This window comes from Amycolatopsis bullii, from assembly GCF_014654205.1.
GTDB lineage: Bacteria > Actinomycetota > Actinomycetes > Mycobacteriales > Pseudonocardiaceae > Amycolatopsis > Amycolatopsis plumensis.
The window spans coordinates 77,758-93,817 of the sequence record NZ_BNAW01000012.1 but is presented as its reverse complement, the minus strand read 5'-3'; the positions used below and the strand labels follow the sequence as shown (position 1 = coordinate 93,817).

Here is a 16,060-nt window from a genome sequence, read left to right as displayed (position 1 = left end):
GACACCTCAGTCCAGGTGGGACAGCTGCTCCCGCAGCGTGTCCAGCCCCATCCCGCCCATCTTCAGGGCCTCCGTGTGGAACCGCTTGATGTCGAAGCCCGCCCCGGCTCGGGCCTGGGCTTCAGACCGGGCCGCCAGCCACAGGCGCTCGCCGATCTTGTACGCCGGGGCCTGGCCCGGCCAGCCCAGGTAGCGGTCGATCTCGTCGCGGATGTGGGCCTGGTCGGTGATCGTGCGGGTCAGCATGAACTCCAGGCCCAGGTCCGGCGTCCACCGCTCGCCCTCGTGGAAGCCCGTTCCGGCCGGAATGAGAAGTTCCAGGTGCATGCCCAGGTCGACCACCACGCGGGCCGCGCGGAACAGCTGCTCCGACAGCATCCCGAGCAGGTCGCCGTCGTCGGACAGGTAGCCCAGTTCCTCCATCAGGCGCTCCGCGTACAGAGCCCAGCCCTCCGCGTGGCCCGAGGTGAACGCCAGCAGCCGCTGGTACTTGTTCAGCCCGCCCGACTGGTCCACCGCCGTCGCGATCTGGAGGTGGTGGCCCGGCGCTCCCTCGTGGTACACCGTGCTCGTCTCGCGCCAGGTGCTGAACTCGTCGCGGCCCGCCGGCAGGGACCACCACATGCGGCCCGGCCGCGTGAAGTCTTCGCTCGGTCCCGTGTAGTACGCGCCCACGCCGCCACCCGGCGGGGCGATCTTGCACTCCAGGGCCATCACCCGGTCGGAAATCTCGAAGTGCTTGCCGCGCAACGACTTCAGGGCGTCGTCGGACAAGCGCTGCATCCAAGCCTCGAACTCCGCGCGCCCCCGGACGCGGTACCGCGGGTCCGCATCCAAGGCCGCCGCGGCCTCCGCGGCCGACGCGCCCGGCTTGATCCGGTTCGCCACCGCGCGCATCTCGGCCTCGATGCGGGCGAACTCCGCCCAGCCCCACTCGTACGCCTCACGCAGGTCCAGCGCCGCGCCGACGAAGTACCGCGACCACAGGCGGTAGACGTCCTCGCCGACGGCGTCCTTGACCGGGGCCTTCGGCGCCAGCTCGGCCCGCAGGAAGCCGGCGAACTCCGCGAACGCCTCCTCCGCGGCCCGCGCGCGGTGTTCGAGGTCCGCCTTCAACGACGGCGACGGCCCACCGCCCACGAGTTCGGTGAAGAAGCCCGCCTCCTCCTTCAGGCCCGCCCACGTTTCGCACTGCTCCGCCACCTTCGCGACCTGACGCAGTGCCGAGACGTGCCCCGCGTCGGCCGCCGAAAGCAGGCCGCTGCGGATGTTCGCCAGCGCCTGCGGGACCTCGGCGATCCGGGCCGAGACGACCGCCCAGTCCTGCTCGGTGTCCAAGGGCATCAGGTCGAACACCATCCGCAGTTCCTGCACCGGGCTGGAGATGACGTTGAGGCTCGCCACGTCCAGGCCGGCCTCGTGGATCTCCAGCTCCAGGCCGATGCGCTCGGTGAACACGGCCTTGGCGGCGCGCTCGGCGGCGTCGCGGGGCTCGGCGGCGGAGACGGCGGCGTGCGCCCGCGCGGCCAGGCCGGCGCGCTCGGCGAAGCCGTCCGCCGAGTAGTCGGTCAGCCGGTGGTCGTGGCCGGCGACGCCGTGGACGGTCGCCGCGACCGGGTCCGCGGCCACGTAGTCGTCGACGTAGCGGTCACAGATTTCGTGCACGCCTTCGGAAGCAGTAGAAGCCATGCGCCGCACGCTACCGGGCCACAAGTATCCGGTGGTACGGACTTCAGTACGGGGGTCCGGGTGGCGGAGCCCCCGGCCCGGGGCGAACGCCCCGGTTGTCACAGCACTTAAGCACGGGCCGGGACGAGCCCCAGCCGGGCGATCACCTCGCGCGTCGCCTTCGAGCGGTTGAACGTGTAGAAGTGCAGGTTGGGGACGCCTTCGGCGATCAGCTTCTCGCACAGCTCGGTGGTGACGTCGATGCCCGCCGCGCGGAACGCCTTGGGGTCGTCGGCCAGCGGTTCGAGCCGGTCCAGGAGCTTGCGGGGGGCCGGAGCGCCGGACAGCTTGATCGTCGTCTGGAGCGTCCGCATGGTCGTCAACGGCATCACACCGGGCAGCACGGGGACGTCGCAGCCGGTCGCGGCGACCCGGTCGCGCAGCCGCAGGAAGTCCTCGGGGTCGTGGAACAGCTGCGCGATCGCGAAGTCGGCCCCCGCCCGCAGCTTGCGGACCAGGTACTTCGTGTCCGTTTCCAGGTCGGACGAGCGCGGGTGGCCGTAGGTGTACGCCGAGACGCCGACGCAGAAGTCGCCCAGCTCACGGACCAGCTGCACCAGCTCTTCGGCGTAGGTGAGGCCCTCGGGGTGCGGGATCCACTCGCCGTAGACGTCGCCGGGCGGGTCGCCGCGCAGGGCGAGGATGTTGCGGACGCCGACCGAGGCGTACCAGCCGATCACGTTCCGCAGCTCGGCGACGGAGTGGTTGACCGCGGTCAGGTGGGCCATCGGCACCAGCGTCGTCTCGGTCGCGACCCGGGCGATGCTGCGGACCGTGCCGTCGCGGCTGGAGCCGCCGGCGCCGTAGGTGATCGACATGTAGGCCGGGTCGTACGGCTCGAGCTCCCGGATCGCCTTCCAGAGGACGGCCTCGTCCGCCGTGTCCCGGGGTGGGAAGAACTCGATGGAGAACTTGGGCCCGTCTCCTCGCAACCGCTCGATCACCGACGTCATACCTCGAATGTTAAGGGGCCCGGCTCTAGACTCGATACAGGAGTGAGCGATGCGGGAAGACGACGCCAGCTGGGACGAGGACGTGCGCCTCGCGGTCTACCGCGCCTTCGCCCGCCACGGCCGCGCGCCGGGCGCGCCGGAGCTGGCCGCCGCCGCGGGCGGGTCGCTGGCCGTCGCGAAGCAGGCCCTGCACCGCCTCGCCGTCGCCCGCCACCTGGTGCTGGACGAGTGCGAGCACGTCGTCCTCGCCCACCCCTTCGCCGCGAAGTCGCTCGGGTTCTCCGTGATGGGCGCGCACACGCTGTGGTGGGGCGGCTGCGCGTGGGACTCGTTCGCCATCCCCCACCTGGTCGACGCCGAGCCGGAGGTGCTCGTCGCGACCCGCTGCCCCGGCTGCGGGCAGCCGCACGCGCTGGTCGTGAACCGGTCCGGGCCGCCCGAGGGCAGGCAGGTGGCGCACTTCCCGGTGCCCGCCGCGCGGATGTGGGACGACGTGCTGCGCACCTGCGCGAACCAGCGCCTCTTCTGCTGCGAGTCCTGTGTGGACGCCTGGCTGGCGCACACCGGGCAGTCCCGGGGTTCCGTGCTCGACCTGGTCACCCTCTGGCGGCTCGCCCGCGGCTGGTACGCGGGACGGCTGGAGCGTGGCTACCGGCGGCGGGAGCCGCAGGACGCCGTCGCCTACTTCGCCGAAGCGGGTCTCACGGGGCCGTTCTGGGCCGCCACGGCCGGAGTCTGATTCGCCACATCGGGGTGCCCCGGAGGGCCGCGCCCCCGCGCGTTCCGCGAGTATTACGGGTATGAACGCGCCCGCCGCCGACCGTGACCTGCCCGCCCACGTCGAGCGCGCGCTGGCCGGGTTCCTCGGTCGGGCGAGCACGGAAATCCTCGGCACCGAGCCCACCGTGGCCGCCGGGATCGACGCGCTGCGCGGGTTCGTGCTGGGCGGCGGCAAACGCTTGCGCCCGACGTTCGCCTGGTGGGGCTGGCGCGGCGCGGGCGGCGACCCGGACGGCCCGGACGCCGAGGGCGTGCTGCAGGCGGTGTCCAGCCTCGAACTGATCCAGGCGTGCGCGCTGATCCACGACGATCTCATCGACTCCTCCGACTCCCGCCGCGGCAACCCGACCGTGCACATCGCGGGCGCGAAGCTGCACGCCGACCGCGGCTGGCTCGGCTCCCCCGCGACGTTCGGCCTGGCCACCGCCGTGCTGGTCGGCGACCTGGCACTGGCCTGGGCGGACGACATGTTCGCCGACGCGCCGCTGCCCGCCGAGACCCTCGCCGCGGCCCGCCCGGCCTGGCGCGCGATGCGCACCGAGGTCCTCGCCGGGCAGTACCTCGACGTCCGCACGCAGGCCACCGGGGACGCCTCCGTCGAGGCCGCGCTCAAGATCGACCGGCTCAAGACCGCCGCCTACACCGTGCAGCGGCCGCTGCACCTGGGCGCCGCGCTCGGCGGCGCCTCCCCGGAGCTCATCGCCACGCTGCTGGAGTTCGGCGGCGAGGTCGGCGTCGCGTTCCAGCTGCGGGACGACCTGCTCGGCGTGTTCGGCGACCCGTCGGTCACCGGCAAGCCCGCCGGCGACGACCTGCGCGAGGGCAAGCGCACCCTGCTCGTCGCCCTCGGCCTGCAGCTCGCCGCGGAGAAGGGCCAGACGGCCGCGGCCACGGTCATCGCGGACGCGATCGGCGACGCGGACCTCTCCGACGAGGGCGTGGAGACCGTCCGGATGGCGTTGCAGCAGGTCGGCGCGGTCGACGCGGTCGAGCGCCGGATCGACGAGCTGACGACGGCGGCGATGGCCGCGCTGGACCGCGCGCACCTGGCCGAGCCGGCGCCCGCGGCGCTGACCGGGCTCGTCGTCAAGGCCACCCAGCGGAAGTACTGACGTGCGCACGATCGACGGTCCCGCCGACCACGTCGTCGTCATCGGCGCCGGTTTGGCCGGCCTTTCGACGACCCTGCACCTGCTCGGCGCCGGACGGCGGGTCACGCTGCTGGAGCAGGCGGACGTCCCGGGCGGCCGCACCGGGCAGCAGAGCTTCGACGGCAACGCCGTGGACACCGGCGCGAGCGTGCTCACCATGCCGGAGCTGCTGGAAGAGGCGTTCGCCGCGGTCGGCGAGCCCCTAGCCAAGAATCTGCGCCTGACCCGGCTCGACCCCGCATACCGGGCGCGGTTCGCCGACGGCAGCGCCCTCTCGCTGCACACCGACGGCGACGCGATGGAGGCCGAAATCCGCGCCTTCGCCGGCGCCCGCGAAGCGGCGGGCTACCGGGCGCTGCGGCGCTGGCTGACCGAGCTGTACACCGTGCAGAAGGACCACTTCCTGGCGGCGAACTTCGATTCGCCGCTCGACCTGGCCCGCCCCGAGCTGGCCCGCCTCGCCGCGCTGGGCGGCTTCGGGCGGCTCGGCCCGCGCGTCGAGCGCTACCTGCTCGACGAGCGCGTCCGGCGGCTGTTCACCTTCCAAGCCCTGTACGCGGGCCTCGACCCGGCCCGCGCGATCGGCGCGTACGGCGTCATCGCCTACATGGACACCGTCGGCGGCGTCTACTACCCCGAAGGCGGGATGGGCGAGATCGGCCGGGCGATGACCGGGGCCGCCGCGCGGGCGGGCGCGGACGTGCGGTTCGGCACCGAAGCGGCGTGGCTCGAACGGGTGCACTCGCGGGTGCGCGCGGTCCGGACGCGCTCGGGCGAGCGGATCGCCTGCGACGCCGTCGTGCTCGCCACCGAGCTCGGCACGGCCTACCGGCTGCTCGGCGCGCGGCCCCGCCGTCCGCTGCCGCTGCGCTACTCGCCGTCGGCGGTGGTCCTGCACGGGCGGACCACGGAGAAGTGGGACCTCGGGCACCACACGATCTTCTTCGGCGGCGCCTGGGAACGGACGTTCGCCGAGATCATCCGCGAGGGCAAGCTGATGAGCGACCCGTCGCTGCTGGTCACCCGGCCGACGGCGACCGACCCGGGGCTGGCCGGGCGCGGCGGCGAGATCGTCTCGGTGCTCGCGCCCGCGCCGAACCTGCGCCGCGGCCCGATCGACTGGGACCGCGTCCGCGGGCCGTACCGCGAAGAGCTGTTCCGCACGCTGGAGGCGCGCGGGCTCACCGGTTTCGGCGGGGAGTTCACCGTCGACGAGACGATCACGCCCGCCGACTGGGCGGCGCGCGGGCTCACCGCCGGAACGCCGTTCTCGCTCGCGCACACGTTCACCCAGACCGGCCCGTTCCGGCCGGCGAACCTGGTCCGCGCGGCGGGCAACGTCGTGCTGGCCGGCTGCGGCACCACGCCCGGCGTCGGGATTCCGCCGGTGCTGATCTCCGGACGGCTGGCGGCGGAGCGGATCACCGGCCGGTGAACGAACTCGACGCGGCGGGCATCCTTCCGCCGGACCTGCGGGCGGCGTACACCGAATGCCGCCGCATCAACGCCCACTACGGCCGCACGTTCTTCCTCGCGACGCGGCTGCTGCCGGCCCGGGCCCGGCCCGCCGCGCACACGCTGTACGGCTTCGCGCGGATGGCGGACGAACTGGTCGACAACCCGGCCCCGGGCACCGACCCGGCCGAGTCCTTGGACCGGGTCGGCGAGATGGTCGACGTCGTCTTCTCCGGTGGCGACCCGGCCGAGCCGGTGCTCGTCGCCTTGGCCGACACCGTGCGGCGCTACGGTCTCTCGCGGGACTTGTTCGACGCGTTCCTGAAGTCGATGCGGATGGACCTCGCGCCGGTCGAGTACCGGACGTTCGCCGAACTGGGCGAATACGTGTACGGCTCGGCCGCGGTGATCGGGCTGCAGATGCTGCCGGTGTTCGGCACGGTCGGTCCCCTGGCCGACGCCGAGCCGGGCGCGATCGCGCTGGGCGAGGCGTTCCAGCTGACGAACTTCCTGCGCGACGTCGGCGAGGACCTCGACCGTGGCCGCCTCTACCTGCCGGCTTCGGAACTGGCCGCCTTCGGCGTCTCGCGCGAGCTGCTGGAGCGACGGCGGCCGGATCCCCGGATCCGGGCGGCACTGGCGTACTTCGTCGCGCGGACGCGGGCGGTGTACCGGCGGGCCGAAGCGGGCGTGGCGTTGCTGCGTCCCGAATCGCGGCCGTGCGTGCGGACGGCGTTGACGTTGTACGAGGGCATCCTCGACGAGATCGTCGCGCTGGACTACGACATCCTGACGCGGCGGGCGGTGGTGCCCAAGCGGCGCAGGCTGGTGGTGGCACTACCACCCTTGGCCGCGGTCTGGGCGCGCGAGACGTTCCGGGGCGGTCGTAGGCTGCGATCATGACCGAACGACGCATCCGGATCGGCCTGCAGCTCCAGCCGCAGCACGCCGACTACGACAGCATCCGGCGCACCGCGTCGGCCGCCGAAGACCTCGGCGCCGACATCATTTTCAACTGGGACCACTTCTACCCGCTCTACGGCGATCCCGAAGGCATGCACTTCGAGTGCTGGACGATGCTCGGCGCGTGGGCGGAGTCGACGTCCCGGGTGGAGATCGGCGCGCTCGTCACCTGCAACAGCTACCGCAACCCCGAGCTGCTGGCCGACATGGCCCGCACGGTCGACCACATCTCCGGCGGGCGGCTCATCCTCGGCATCGGCTCGGGCTGGTTCGAGAAGGACTACGACGAGTACGGCTACGAGTTCGGCACCGCGGGCGGCCGCCTCGACGACCTCGCGGAGTCCCTCCCGCGCATCGAATCGCGCCTGAGCAAGCTGAACCCGGCCCCGACCCGCAAGATCCCGGTCCTGATCGGCGGCGGCGGCGAGAAGAAGACGCTCAAGCTGGTCGCCAAGCACGGCGACATCTGGCACGGCTTCGGCGACCCGGAGGTCGTCGGCCGCAAGGTCAAGATCCTCGACCAGCACTGCGCGGACGTCGGCCGCGACCCGGGCGAGATCGAGCGGTCGTGCGGTGTCCAGGGCGAGCCGGACGAGCTGGGCCCTAAGCTCCTGGAGCTGGGCGTCACGACGTTCACCGTCGGCGTGGGCGGCCCGGACTACGACCTCGACGCCCTCAAGTCGTGGATCGCCTGGCGCGACAAGACCCAGGGCTGACGCTTCACCCGCGCGCCCGGTGCGCGGCGACGCGTTCGCGTGTCGCGCACCGGGGCGAGCAGAACTTCCGCGGGCTGCCGCCCCCCGTGTGGGCGAACGGCTTCCCGCACGACGGTGACGCGCACAGCCCGCCCGGCACGTCCTGGCGCTCCGCCAGCAGCGAAGCCAGCCCCAGCGCCGACGACGTCACCAGCCACGCACCCCAGGGCCCGTCGTCGGCCGCGTCCGCGTGCAGGTGCCAGCCGTAACCCTCTTCGTGGTCGGTCAGGCGCGGTGGGCCCGCGTACGCCGCGAACAACGCGTTGAGCACCGAAGCCGCCGAAGCGACGTCGGGCGCCGCGAAGACTTCACGCAGTTCCAGCGCCGCCGCGCGCAGTTCCGCGACCTCCTCCTGGGTCAGCGCCACCTCCGGTTCGCCGTGGTCGCGCAACACCTGCGCCACGGCGGCCGGGTCGGGGGACGGCGCCAGCAACACGACGAGCAGGTCCACCGCGCGCTGCACGGAATCCCGGTGCGGAAAAGCCATGCCCCACTGTAACGTCTCGCCCATGATAAGGCGTTACCTGGCCGGCGCCACGCTCGCCCGGACCGGCGACGAGCTGTCCGGCCCCGCGCTGCTGCTGCTCGGGATGACCGCGGGCCCGCACGCCGGCGCCGCCTTGCTCGCCGGGCTGACCGCGGCCGCCGCCGCGGGCGGGCCGGTGTTCGGCGCCCTGCTGGACCGCAGCGCCACCCCGGGACGGCTGCTGGCCGTCGCCCTCGGCGGCTACGCAAGCGGGATTGCGCTGGTCAGCGCGCTCTTCGGGCGGCTGCCGCTCGAAGCCGTCGTCGCGGTGGCGGTCGTGACGGGCCTGCTCAACCCCGCCATCGCCGGCGGCTGGACCGCGCAGCTCCCCTCGGTCGCCGGACCGGAGCGGTTGCCGAAAGCCAGCCGCTTCGACGCCATGACGTTCACCGCCGCCGCGCTCGCCGGCCCCGGTCTCGCCGGGCTGCTCGGCGGTTCCGCCGGGCTGGTCGTCGCGGCCGGCCTGGTCGCCGCGGCGATCCCGGTGGCGTGGGCCCTGCCGAAGCGGACACCGAAGAAGGCCCGCCTCAAGGACGGCTTCCGGGTCCTCGTGCGCAACGTGCCGCTCCGGCGGGCGACCGCCGCGTCGACGATCTCCTGCGCCGGCGTCGGCATGGTCACCGTCTGTTACCCACTGCTGGGCGCGGCGCACCTGCGCGGCCCGGCGGACGGCGCGCTGCTGCTGGCCGTCCTGGCCGTGGCCTCCCTGCTGGCCAACGCGGTCCTCGCGAAGAAACCACTGCCGTGGGCACCCGACCGGATCGTCCGGCTGAGCACCCTCCTGCTGGCGGCGAGCTGCCTGCTCGCCGCCGGTGGGCACGGTGTCATCGTGGCCGCCGTGCTGGCCGGTTTCGCCGAAGGTCCGCAGCTCACAGCGTTGTTCGTGATCCGCCACCGCGAAGCGCCGGAGCACGTCCGGGCGCAGGTGTTCACGACGGCGGCGAGCGTGAAGATCACCGGGCTGGCGGCGGGCGCGGCACTGGCCGGACCGCTGGCCGCGTGGTCACTCCCCGCCTGCCTGCTCACCGCGGCGGGCGTTCAGCTGATCGCAGCCTTTTTCAGCAGGTCAGAACGCCATCGCCTGGGCGCGCCGCTTGACCTCGGTGCCGTGGCTGGTCCGCAGGGCGTTGATCGGCGTGCTCCCGGGCAGGGTGTCGTCGGCGGTGAACAGCCACCGCAGCATCTCGGTCCGGGAGAAGCCGGAGTCGGCGAGCACGGTGATCGTGCCGGCCAGGCCCTTGACGACGCCGTCCTTCACGAAGAAGTCGCTGGGCACGCACAGTTCACCGCCGCGCTTGAGCGCGATCAGCTGCCCGTCACGCAGCATCTGCCGGACCTTGTTGGTCGAAGTCCCGAGGACGGTCGCCACCTCCGGCAACGGGAGGACCGCGATGGCGGTGTCGAGGATGTCTTCGGCGACAGGAATCCCACTCACAGGTGACACTGTGCCACATTTCGTCCCCTCACCCGCTAGTGCGCATGGGTGACCCGCGAGGTCTCCTCCACGAGGCGTGGCCGATTCCGTACGATCCATACTCGTGACACGCACCCAACCCAGCCTGGTCGGCACGCTTTTGGAGCGCCGCTACCGGGTGGACCGGCTGCTCGCCCACGGCGGAATGTCTTCCGTCTATCGGGGGACGGACACCCGGCTGGACCGTCCGGTCGCGATCAAGATCATGGATCCGCGCTTCGCCGACGACCGGTCGTTCGTGGACCGGTTCGTGCGGGAGGCGCAGTCCGCGGCGCAGCTGCACCACCCGCACGTCGTGGCGGTGCACGACCAGGGTTTCGACCTGCCACCGGGTGCGGAGTCGGGCCTGGCCTTCCTGGTGATGGAGCTGGTCGACGGCGGGACGCTGCGCGACCTGCTGGACGACGAGGGCCCGCTGGACGTCGCGGTGGCGCTGAGCGTGGCCGAGCCGGTGCTCTCGGCGCTGGCCGCCGCGCACGCCTCCGGGCTGGTGCACCGGGACGTGAAGCCGGAGAACGTGCTGATCGGCCGGGTCGGGCAGCACACCGGCGGGGCGGTGAAGGTGGCGGACTTCGGCCTGGTGCGGGCCGTGGCGAGCGCGGGCACGACCTCCTCGAGCGTCATCCTCGGCACGGTCGCCTACCTCTCCCCCGAGCAGGTCGCCACCGGCGCGGCGTCGGCACGCGGCGACGTCTACTCGGCCGGGATCCTGTTGTACGAGATGCTGACCGGCCGGGTGCCCTACACCGGGGACACGGCGATCTCGGTGGCCTACCGGCACGTGAACGACGACGTCCCCCGGCCGAGCGAGCTGCGCCCGGACCTGCCGCCCGCGCTCGACGACCTGGTCGTGCGCGCGACGCGGCGGGACCCGCAGCGGCGCCCGGCCGACGCCGGGGAGTTCCTCACCGAGCTGACCGCGGTGCGCGCCCAGCTGGGGCTGCTGCCGGTGACCGTGCCGATCCCGGTGTCCCACGGCCAGGGCGACCTCGCCGACACCGAGCGCACGCTCCCGCGGATCCCGCAGGTGCCGGACACCGAGAAGACGATGCCGGTGCACCGTCCGAACGTGACGCGGGCGCTGAGCCACGCCGCCGGGCCGGCGACCACGCAGGTGCCGCCGGTGGCGCCGCCGCCGCGGCGCCGGAGCCGGCCCGAGCCGGAGAAGCCGCCGCCGGACAACCGCAAGCGGATCCTCGTGATCGCCGCCGCGGTGCTGCTGCTCGGCGGGCTGATCGGGGCGTTCGCCTTCATCCTCACCGACACCGGCGGCGACAAGACCGCGCGGGTGCCGAAGCTGGTCGGGCTGAACCAGGCCGCGGCCGGGGACGCGCTCCGGGCGGTGAAGCTGAACCCGCAGTTCACCCAGGAGTACGACAACACCGCGCCGTCGAACACCGTCCTGCGCGCCGACCCGCCGGAGGGCACGACGCTCTCGCCGAACGCGACCGTGTCGGTGGTGCTGTCGAAGGGGCGCCCGGCGGTGCCGGACATCCGGCCGGGCACCGCGCTGGCCGACGCCGAGAAGGCGATCAAGGCCTCCCAGCTGACGCCGGTCCGCGGCACCGACGACTTCGACGCCGACGTTCCGCAGGGCGCGGTCATCCGCACGACGCCGGCGGCGGGCAGCCAGCTCACCATCGGCGGCCAGGTGACGATCACCGTGTCGAAGGGCCCGATCCCGCTGCCGCCGGTCCCGGACGTGACCGGCCAGTCCAAGGACGACGCGTTCAAGCAGCTGCAAGCGGCCGGGTTCGAGCCGTTCCAGGCGGGCGAGGAGTTCAAGCAGAACGTCCCGGCCGGTGCCGTCACCCGGACCGACCCGCCGGCCGGCGCGGCGGCGAAGGCCAAGCGGATCGGCGTGTTCGTCAACAACGCCGTCCAGGTGCCGGACGTCCGGTTCCGCTCGTTCGAGGACGCCCAGAAGATCCTCGAGCAGGCCGGGCTGAAGGCCGACCGCGACGGCGGCCGCGGCCGCGGCAACGGCGGCGGCGGCGGGTTCGACTTCGTCTTCCAGCAGGACCCGGAGCCGGGCACGTTCGTGGCGAAGAACTCCAAGGTCAAGCTGAAGGGGTTCGGGGGATGATCGGCAGCCGGGGCCGCGTGACGGGCACGATCGGCCCCGGCCTCATCGGTGAGGTGCTCCTGAACGTCCGGGGCGGCACGGAGGCGTTCTACGCCTACCCGGCCGACCCGGAGGAGACGTTCACGTCGGGCACCCAGGTGCTCGTGGTCGACTTCGAACCCCCGCGGACGGTTTACGTGGAACGGTGGCAACCCCTGGGCCGCTGACGGCGTGGAAGGGGCACCAACACACGCACAACAGAAAAGAGCGAGGGGGTCGGTGCCATGAGCCTCGTGGAAATCCTGCTGGTTTCCGCCGGTGGCGTCATCGCCGTGCTGATCGTCGTGTTCGGCATCCTGCGGCTGCTGTACAAAGTGGCCGAACCGAACGAGGCGCTGATCATCTCCGGGCTGGGGGTCCGCGTCGACCGCGCGGAGACCGCGGACAGCCTGGGCTTCAAGATCATCACCGGCCGCGGGGTGAACGTCATCCCCGGGTTCCAGACCGCGCGGCGGCTGTCGCTGGACACCCGCGGCGTCAACCTGCAGGTCTCCTGCGTCACCAAGCAGGGGCTGCCGGTCACCGTGCGGGCCGTCGTGATCTACAAAGTCGGGGACGACTACGCCTCGATCGCCAACGCCGCCCGCCGGTTCCTGGACCAGCAGAAGGGCATGAACGACACGATCCACGAGCTCTTCTCCGGGCACCTGCGCTCGATCGTCGGCGGCCTGACCATCGAGGAGATGATCCACAACCGGGACGCGCTCACCGGCGAGGTGCGCCAGTCCTCGGCCACCGAGATGATCAAGCTCGGGCTGATCGTCGACTCGCTGCAGATCCAGGAGATCGACGACGAGTCCGGCTACATCCTCAACCTCGGCAAGCCGCACGCCGCCGCGATCGCCGCGTCCGCCCGCATCGCCGAAGCGCAGCGCGACCAGGAGGCCGCCGAGGTCGAGCAGGTCTCGGCCGCGAAGAAGGCCGCCGCCGTCCGCGAGAGCCAGATCCAGCAGGCCGGCTACCAGGCCGAGGTGGACCAGGCGCGGGCGAAGGCGTCGCAGTCCGGCCCGCTGGCCGAGGCGACCGCCCGCCAGGAGGTCGTCGTCCAGGAGACCCGCGCCGCCGAACTGGAGGCCGCGCTGGCCGAGCAGCGGCTGCAGTCGCAGGTCCGCAAGCCGGCCGACGCGAAGGCGTACGACACCCGGACCACGGCCGACGCCGCCCGTGACGCCTCGATCGCCAAGGCACAGGCCGAGGCGAAGGAGACCGAGCTGCGGGCCGCGGCGGACGCGACCCGCGTCAAGACGGCCGCCGAGGCCGAGGCCCAGGCCACCAAGGCCCGCGCCGAAGCGATGGCGGGCGCGACCCGGGCGACCGGTGAGGCCGAGGCCGCCGCGGCCAAGGCCCGCGGCCTGGCGGAAGCGGAAGCCGCGAAGGCGCGCGGCCTCGCCGAAGCCGAGGCGGCCCGTGCGAAGGGCCTGGCCGAGGCGGACGCGATCAAGGCGCGGGCGGCGGCGCTGGCGGAGAACCAGGAAGCCGTCGTCGCGCAGCAGCTGGCCGAGCGCTGGCCGGAGATCGTCGAGGCGGGCGCGAGCGCGTTCGGCAACGTCGACCACATGGTCGTGCTCAACGGCGCCGACGGCATGTCCGACATGTTCGCCAAGGCGCTGTCGCTCGGCGGGACCGGCCTCGGCCTGGCCCGCCAGCTGATGGACGCCATGGGCAAGCCGACGGAGAAGGAGCTCGACGAGGCCGCGCGGAAGAACGGCGAGCTCAAGCTCAGCGACTAGCGAGTCACGCTGTGTACGGCCCTTGTGTCCCGGATCACGGGTAGCAAGGGCCGTACGCCCGATCGGGGGCGGAAATTCCCGGGCGGTTGTCCTACCGTGGGCGCATGGTGCCGGACAGCGTGTCGCGGGCCGCCCGATGAGCAGCTTCTTCACCGGCGGTCCGCGCGAGCGTCCCCTGTTCCCCGTCCCGGAGCAGGAGCTTTACGCGTTCAACGGGCGGCACTGGACCGATCCCCCGCGCGAATACATCGTCCCGGCCGTGCTGCCGTGGGCGCAGCCGCTGGGCCGCTCCGAACGCACGGTGGTCGCGCTGCGGGCCATCGAGGTGTGGCCGCAGGCGCTGACCCTGCGCGTCACGGTGTACTCCCGGGACAGCCTGGTCGACGACCCCGCCGAGGGCCTGATCGACCACCGGCGCAAGCCCGACTACAACGGGCTGCTCATCGGCGTGCTCTACGCCGACGGCAGCCGGGCGAGCTCCGAGACGATCTCGGTGCCGTCCGCGTCCGAACCGGAGGCCCCGGTGCTGCGGGCCACGCCGGTCGGCGGCACGCGGTTCGCCGTCGAGCACGAGATCTTCCTGTGGCCGCTCCCCTCGGCCGGCCCGCTGAAGCTGGTCGTGCAGTGGACGGACCGGGAGATCCCGGAGACCCGCACCACACTCGACGGCGGCGCGATCCGCGCCGCGGCGAAGGACGCCGCGGAGATCTGGCCGGGCCTCGGCAAACGGCAGGTGAACGGCCTGCCGGTGCGCCGCGTCGGCAAGCAGGTCGCGCTCACCCCCGATTGGGGCACGCCGGTGGCCCGGGTGGAAGAACCCGGGCATGCTCCGGGGGAATGAGCCCGTTTTCGATCTGTGAGCCGGGGCACCGCGGCCCGGGGTGTCTCGAACGGACGAACGGGGTGGGTAGTTAGCGTCGTGGAAACACTTCGACCACCCGGCCGTCACGTCGGGCTGGTGCAGTGGGTTCCTTCCCTTCCGACGCACGTGGCCGTGCGCCCCCCGCGAACCCGGAAAGGTCGCCCATGGCAGGCTCGCAGCTCAGCGCACTCGACGTCGCTTTCCTGTGCCTGGAAAGCGAAACCACCCCGATGCACATGGGGGCGGTGGTCACCTTCACCGCCCGCGGCCCGGTGGATCCGGCCGCGTTGACGGCGTTGCTCGCCCAGCGGGCCGCCCGGCTGCCGAAGCTGCGCCAGCGGGCGCGCGCGGAACTGTTCCCGCCGGGCTCGGCCAGCTGGAGCGACGACCCCGGTTTCGTCGCGGCCGACCACGTTCACCACGTCGTGTTGAGTTCGCTGTACGAACCGGACCCCCTCGCGGCGTACGCGTCGCGGTGGATCGCCGAGCCGCTCGACACGACCCGGCCGCTGTGGGACCTCACGCTGGTCACCGGGCTGCCGGACGGGAACTTCGCGCTGCTGCTGAAACTGCACCACGCGCTGACCGACGGCGCCGGCGCGTACGCGGTCGCGGCCGGGCTGCTCGACGGCGTCAAGCTGCCGGACCGGGCGCCCGCGCCGATCCCCGCCCCGCGCTCCACTTTGGACACGGTGAAGGGCGCGCTCGGCACGGTCCGGGACCAGGCCGGCATCGCGTCGTCGCTGGTGCGGGCGGCCCGCCCGCCGCTGTCGCCGGTGTCGGCACCGCCGTCGGCCGAGCGCCGCCTCGGCTTCGCCCGGCTGCCGCTGTCCGAGCTGCGCCGGGTGCGCCGCGCCCACGGCGGCACGACCAACGACGTCGTGCTCGCGGTGCTGTCCGGGGCCCTGCGCGAGTGGCTGGTCAACCGCGGGCAGCGGGCCGACGGCCGCACGCTGCGCGCGCTGATCCCGGTGAGCGTGCGCGGCCGGGCCGGTGCGCAGCTCGGCGGCAACAAGCTCTCGGGGTACCTGTGCGACCTGCCGGTCGGCGACGACGACCCGGTCGAGCGGCTGCGGGTGGTCCGCCGGGCGATGACCCGCAACAAGGCGGCGGGCCCGAGCCGCGGCGCCGGCGCGCTGCCGCTGCTGGCCGACCGGGTCCCGCCGCTGCTGCACCGCCTGGGCACCCGCACGGCGGGCCGGGCCGCGCCGATGCTGTTCGACCTGGTGATCACCACGGTCCCGCTGCCCCCGGCCCGCCTGTCGCTCGACGGCGCGAGGCTGGCGGAGGTGTACCCGTTCGTGCCGCTGGCCCCGCGCCACGCGGTGGGCATCGCGGTCGCCACGTACCGGGACTCGGTCCACATCGGACTGCAGGCCAACGGCGCGGCGGTGCCGGACGTGGGTTCGCTGCGAGACGCGGTCCTGAAGTCGGCGGCCCGCCTGCTCGACGCCTGCTGAGCGGCCGTTCCGCGGCCGGGGTGCCGGCGCCGAGGTCATGAATGACTCATTCATGACCTCCGAAGACAGGAATGAGTCATTCAAGACCTGCGGCCGCC

General features: G+C 73.1%; 14 protein-coding genes and 1 pseudogene. 11 read left to right on the top strand and 4 right to left on the bottom strand.

What is annotated here, in order from left to right:
• Positions 1-6 precede the first annotated feature (6 nt).
• Complete coding sequence (locus IE317_RS16700; protein ID WP_191311002.1) at positions 7-1,689, bottom strand: DUF885 domain-containing protein; 1,683 nt, start codon at positions 1,687-1,689, stop codon at positions 7-9.
• 107 nt (positions 1,690-1,796) lie between these two features.
• Positions 1,797-2,681, bottom strand: coding sequence for a methylenetetrahydrofolate reductase [NAD(P)H] (metF, locus tag IE317_RS16695; RefSeq protein ID WP_191311000.1), 885 nt, complete (start codon positions 2,679-2,681; stop codon positions 1,797-1,799).
• A 49-nt stretch (positions 2,682-2,730) separates the two neighbouring features.
• On the opposite strand from metF, the gene merB reads away from it, so the two are divergent.
• The 5 genes from merB to IE317_RS16670 all read left to right on the top strand — a co-directional run bounded on the left by merB (position 2,731) and on the right by IE317_RS16670 (position 7,746).
• The gene (gene merB / locus IE317_RS16690) at positions 2,731-3,420 is read left to right on the top strand and encodes an organomercurial lyase (protein ID WP_191310998.1); all 690 of its coding nucleotides are present in this window, start codon (positions 2,731-2,733) and stop codon (positions 3,418-3,420) included.
• 61 nt (positions 3,421-3,481) lie between these two features.
• Positions 3,482-4,573, top strand: a complete 1,092-nt coding sequence (locus tag IE317_RS16685; RefSeq protein WP_191310996.1) for a polyprenyl synthetase family protein — start codon at positions 3,482-3,484, stop codon at positions 4,571-4,573.
• Position 4,574: 1 nt separating this feature from the next.
• Positions 4,575-6,047, top strand: a complete 1,473-nt coding sequence (gene crtI / locus IE317_RS16680) for a phytoene desaturase family protein (RefSeq protein ID WP_191310994.1) — start codon at positions 4,575-4,577, stop codon at positions 6,045-6,047.
• The gene (locus IE317_RS16675) at positions 6,044-6,970 is read left to right on the top strand and encodes a phytoene/squalene synthase family protein (protein WP_191310992.1); all 927 of its coding nucleotides are present in this window, start codon (positions 6,044-6,046) and stop codon (positions 6,968-6,970) included. Before crtI ends, IE317_RS16675 begins: the two co-directional genes overlap by 4 nt.
• Positions 6,967-7,746, top strand: coding sequence for an LLM class F420-dependent oxidoreductase (locus IE317_RS16670; protein WP_191310990.1), 780 nt, complete (start codon positions 6,967-6,969; stop codon positions 7,744-7,746). The genes IE317_RS16675 and IE317_RS16670 overlap by 4 nt, the downstream gene beginning before the upstream one ends.
• Before the next feature lie 4 nt (positions 7,747-7,750).
• Here the strand turns inward: IE317_RS16670 and IE317_RS16665 are convergent, their stop codons facing one another.
• On the bottom strand, positions 7,751-8,272 hold the full coding sequence (locus IE317_RS16665) for a CGNR zinc finger domain-containing protein (RefSeq protein WP_191311136.1): 522 nt from the start codon (positions 8,270-8,272) through the stop codon (positions 7,751-7,753).
• On the opposite strand from IE317_RS16665, the pseudogene IE317_RS45460 reads away from it, so the two are divergent.
• Positions 8,271-8,978 (top strand): annotated as a pseudogene (locus IE317_RS45460) (MFS transporter); the annotation flags it as partial. The gene IE317_RS16665 and the pseudogene IE317_RS45460 sit on opposite strands and share 2 nt — an antisense overlap.
• Before the next feature lie 399 nt (positions 8,979-9,377).
• Here the strand turns inward: IE317_RS45460 and IE317_RS16655 are convergent.
• A complete protein-coding gene (locus IE317_RS16655) occupies positions 9,378-9,746 on the bottom strand; it encodes an Rv2175c family DNA-binding protein (protein ID WP_191311134.1) in 369 nt (122 codons plus the stop codon).
• 103 nt (positions 9,747-9,849) lie between these two features.
• On the opposite strand from IE317_RS16655, the gene pknB reads away from it, so the two are divergent.
• The 5 genes from pknB to IE317_RS16630 all read left to right on the top strand — a co-directional run bounded on the left by pknB (position 9,850) and on the right by IE317_RS16630 (position 15,962).
• A complete protein-coding gene (pknB, locus tag IE317_RS16650; RefSeq protein ID WP_191310988.1) occupies positions 9,850-11,871 on the top strand; it encodes a Stk1 family PASTA domain-containing Ser/Thr kinase in 2,022 nt (673 codons plus the stop codon).
• Positions 11,868-12,077, top strand: a complete 210-nt coding sequence (locus tag IE317_RS16645; protein ID WP_072480677.1) for a hypothetical protein — start codon at positions 11,868-11,870, stop codon at positions 12,075-12,077. The genes pknB and IE317_RS16645 overlap by 4 nt, the downstream gene beginning before the upstream one ends.
• Positions 12,078-12,134: 57 nt before the next feature.
• A complete protein-coding gene (locus tag IE317_RS16640; protein WP_191310986.1) occupies positions 12,135-13,640 on the top strand; it encodes an SPFH domain-containing protein in 1,506 nt (501 codons plus the stop codon).
• 136 nt (positions 13,641-13,776) lie between these two features.
• Positions 13,777-14,481 carry a hypothetical protein gene (locus tag IE317_RS16635; RefSeq protein WP_191310984.1) on the top strand — a complete coding sequence of 235 codons (705 nt, stop codon included), beginning with the start codon at positions 13,777-13,779 and terminating at the stop codon, positions 14,479-14,481.
• Between the two features lie 185 nt (positions 14,482-14,666).
• Entirely contained in the window at positions 14,667-15,962 is a 1,296-nt protein-coding gene (locus IE317_RS16630) for a wax ester/triacylglycerol synthase family O-acyltransferase (protein WP_191310982.1), read from the top strand.
• The last annotated feature ends 98 nt before the right edge of the window (positions 15,963-16,060 follow it).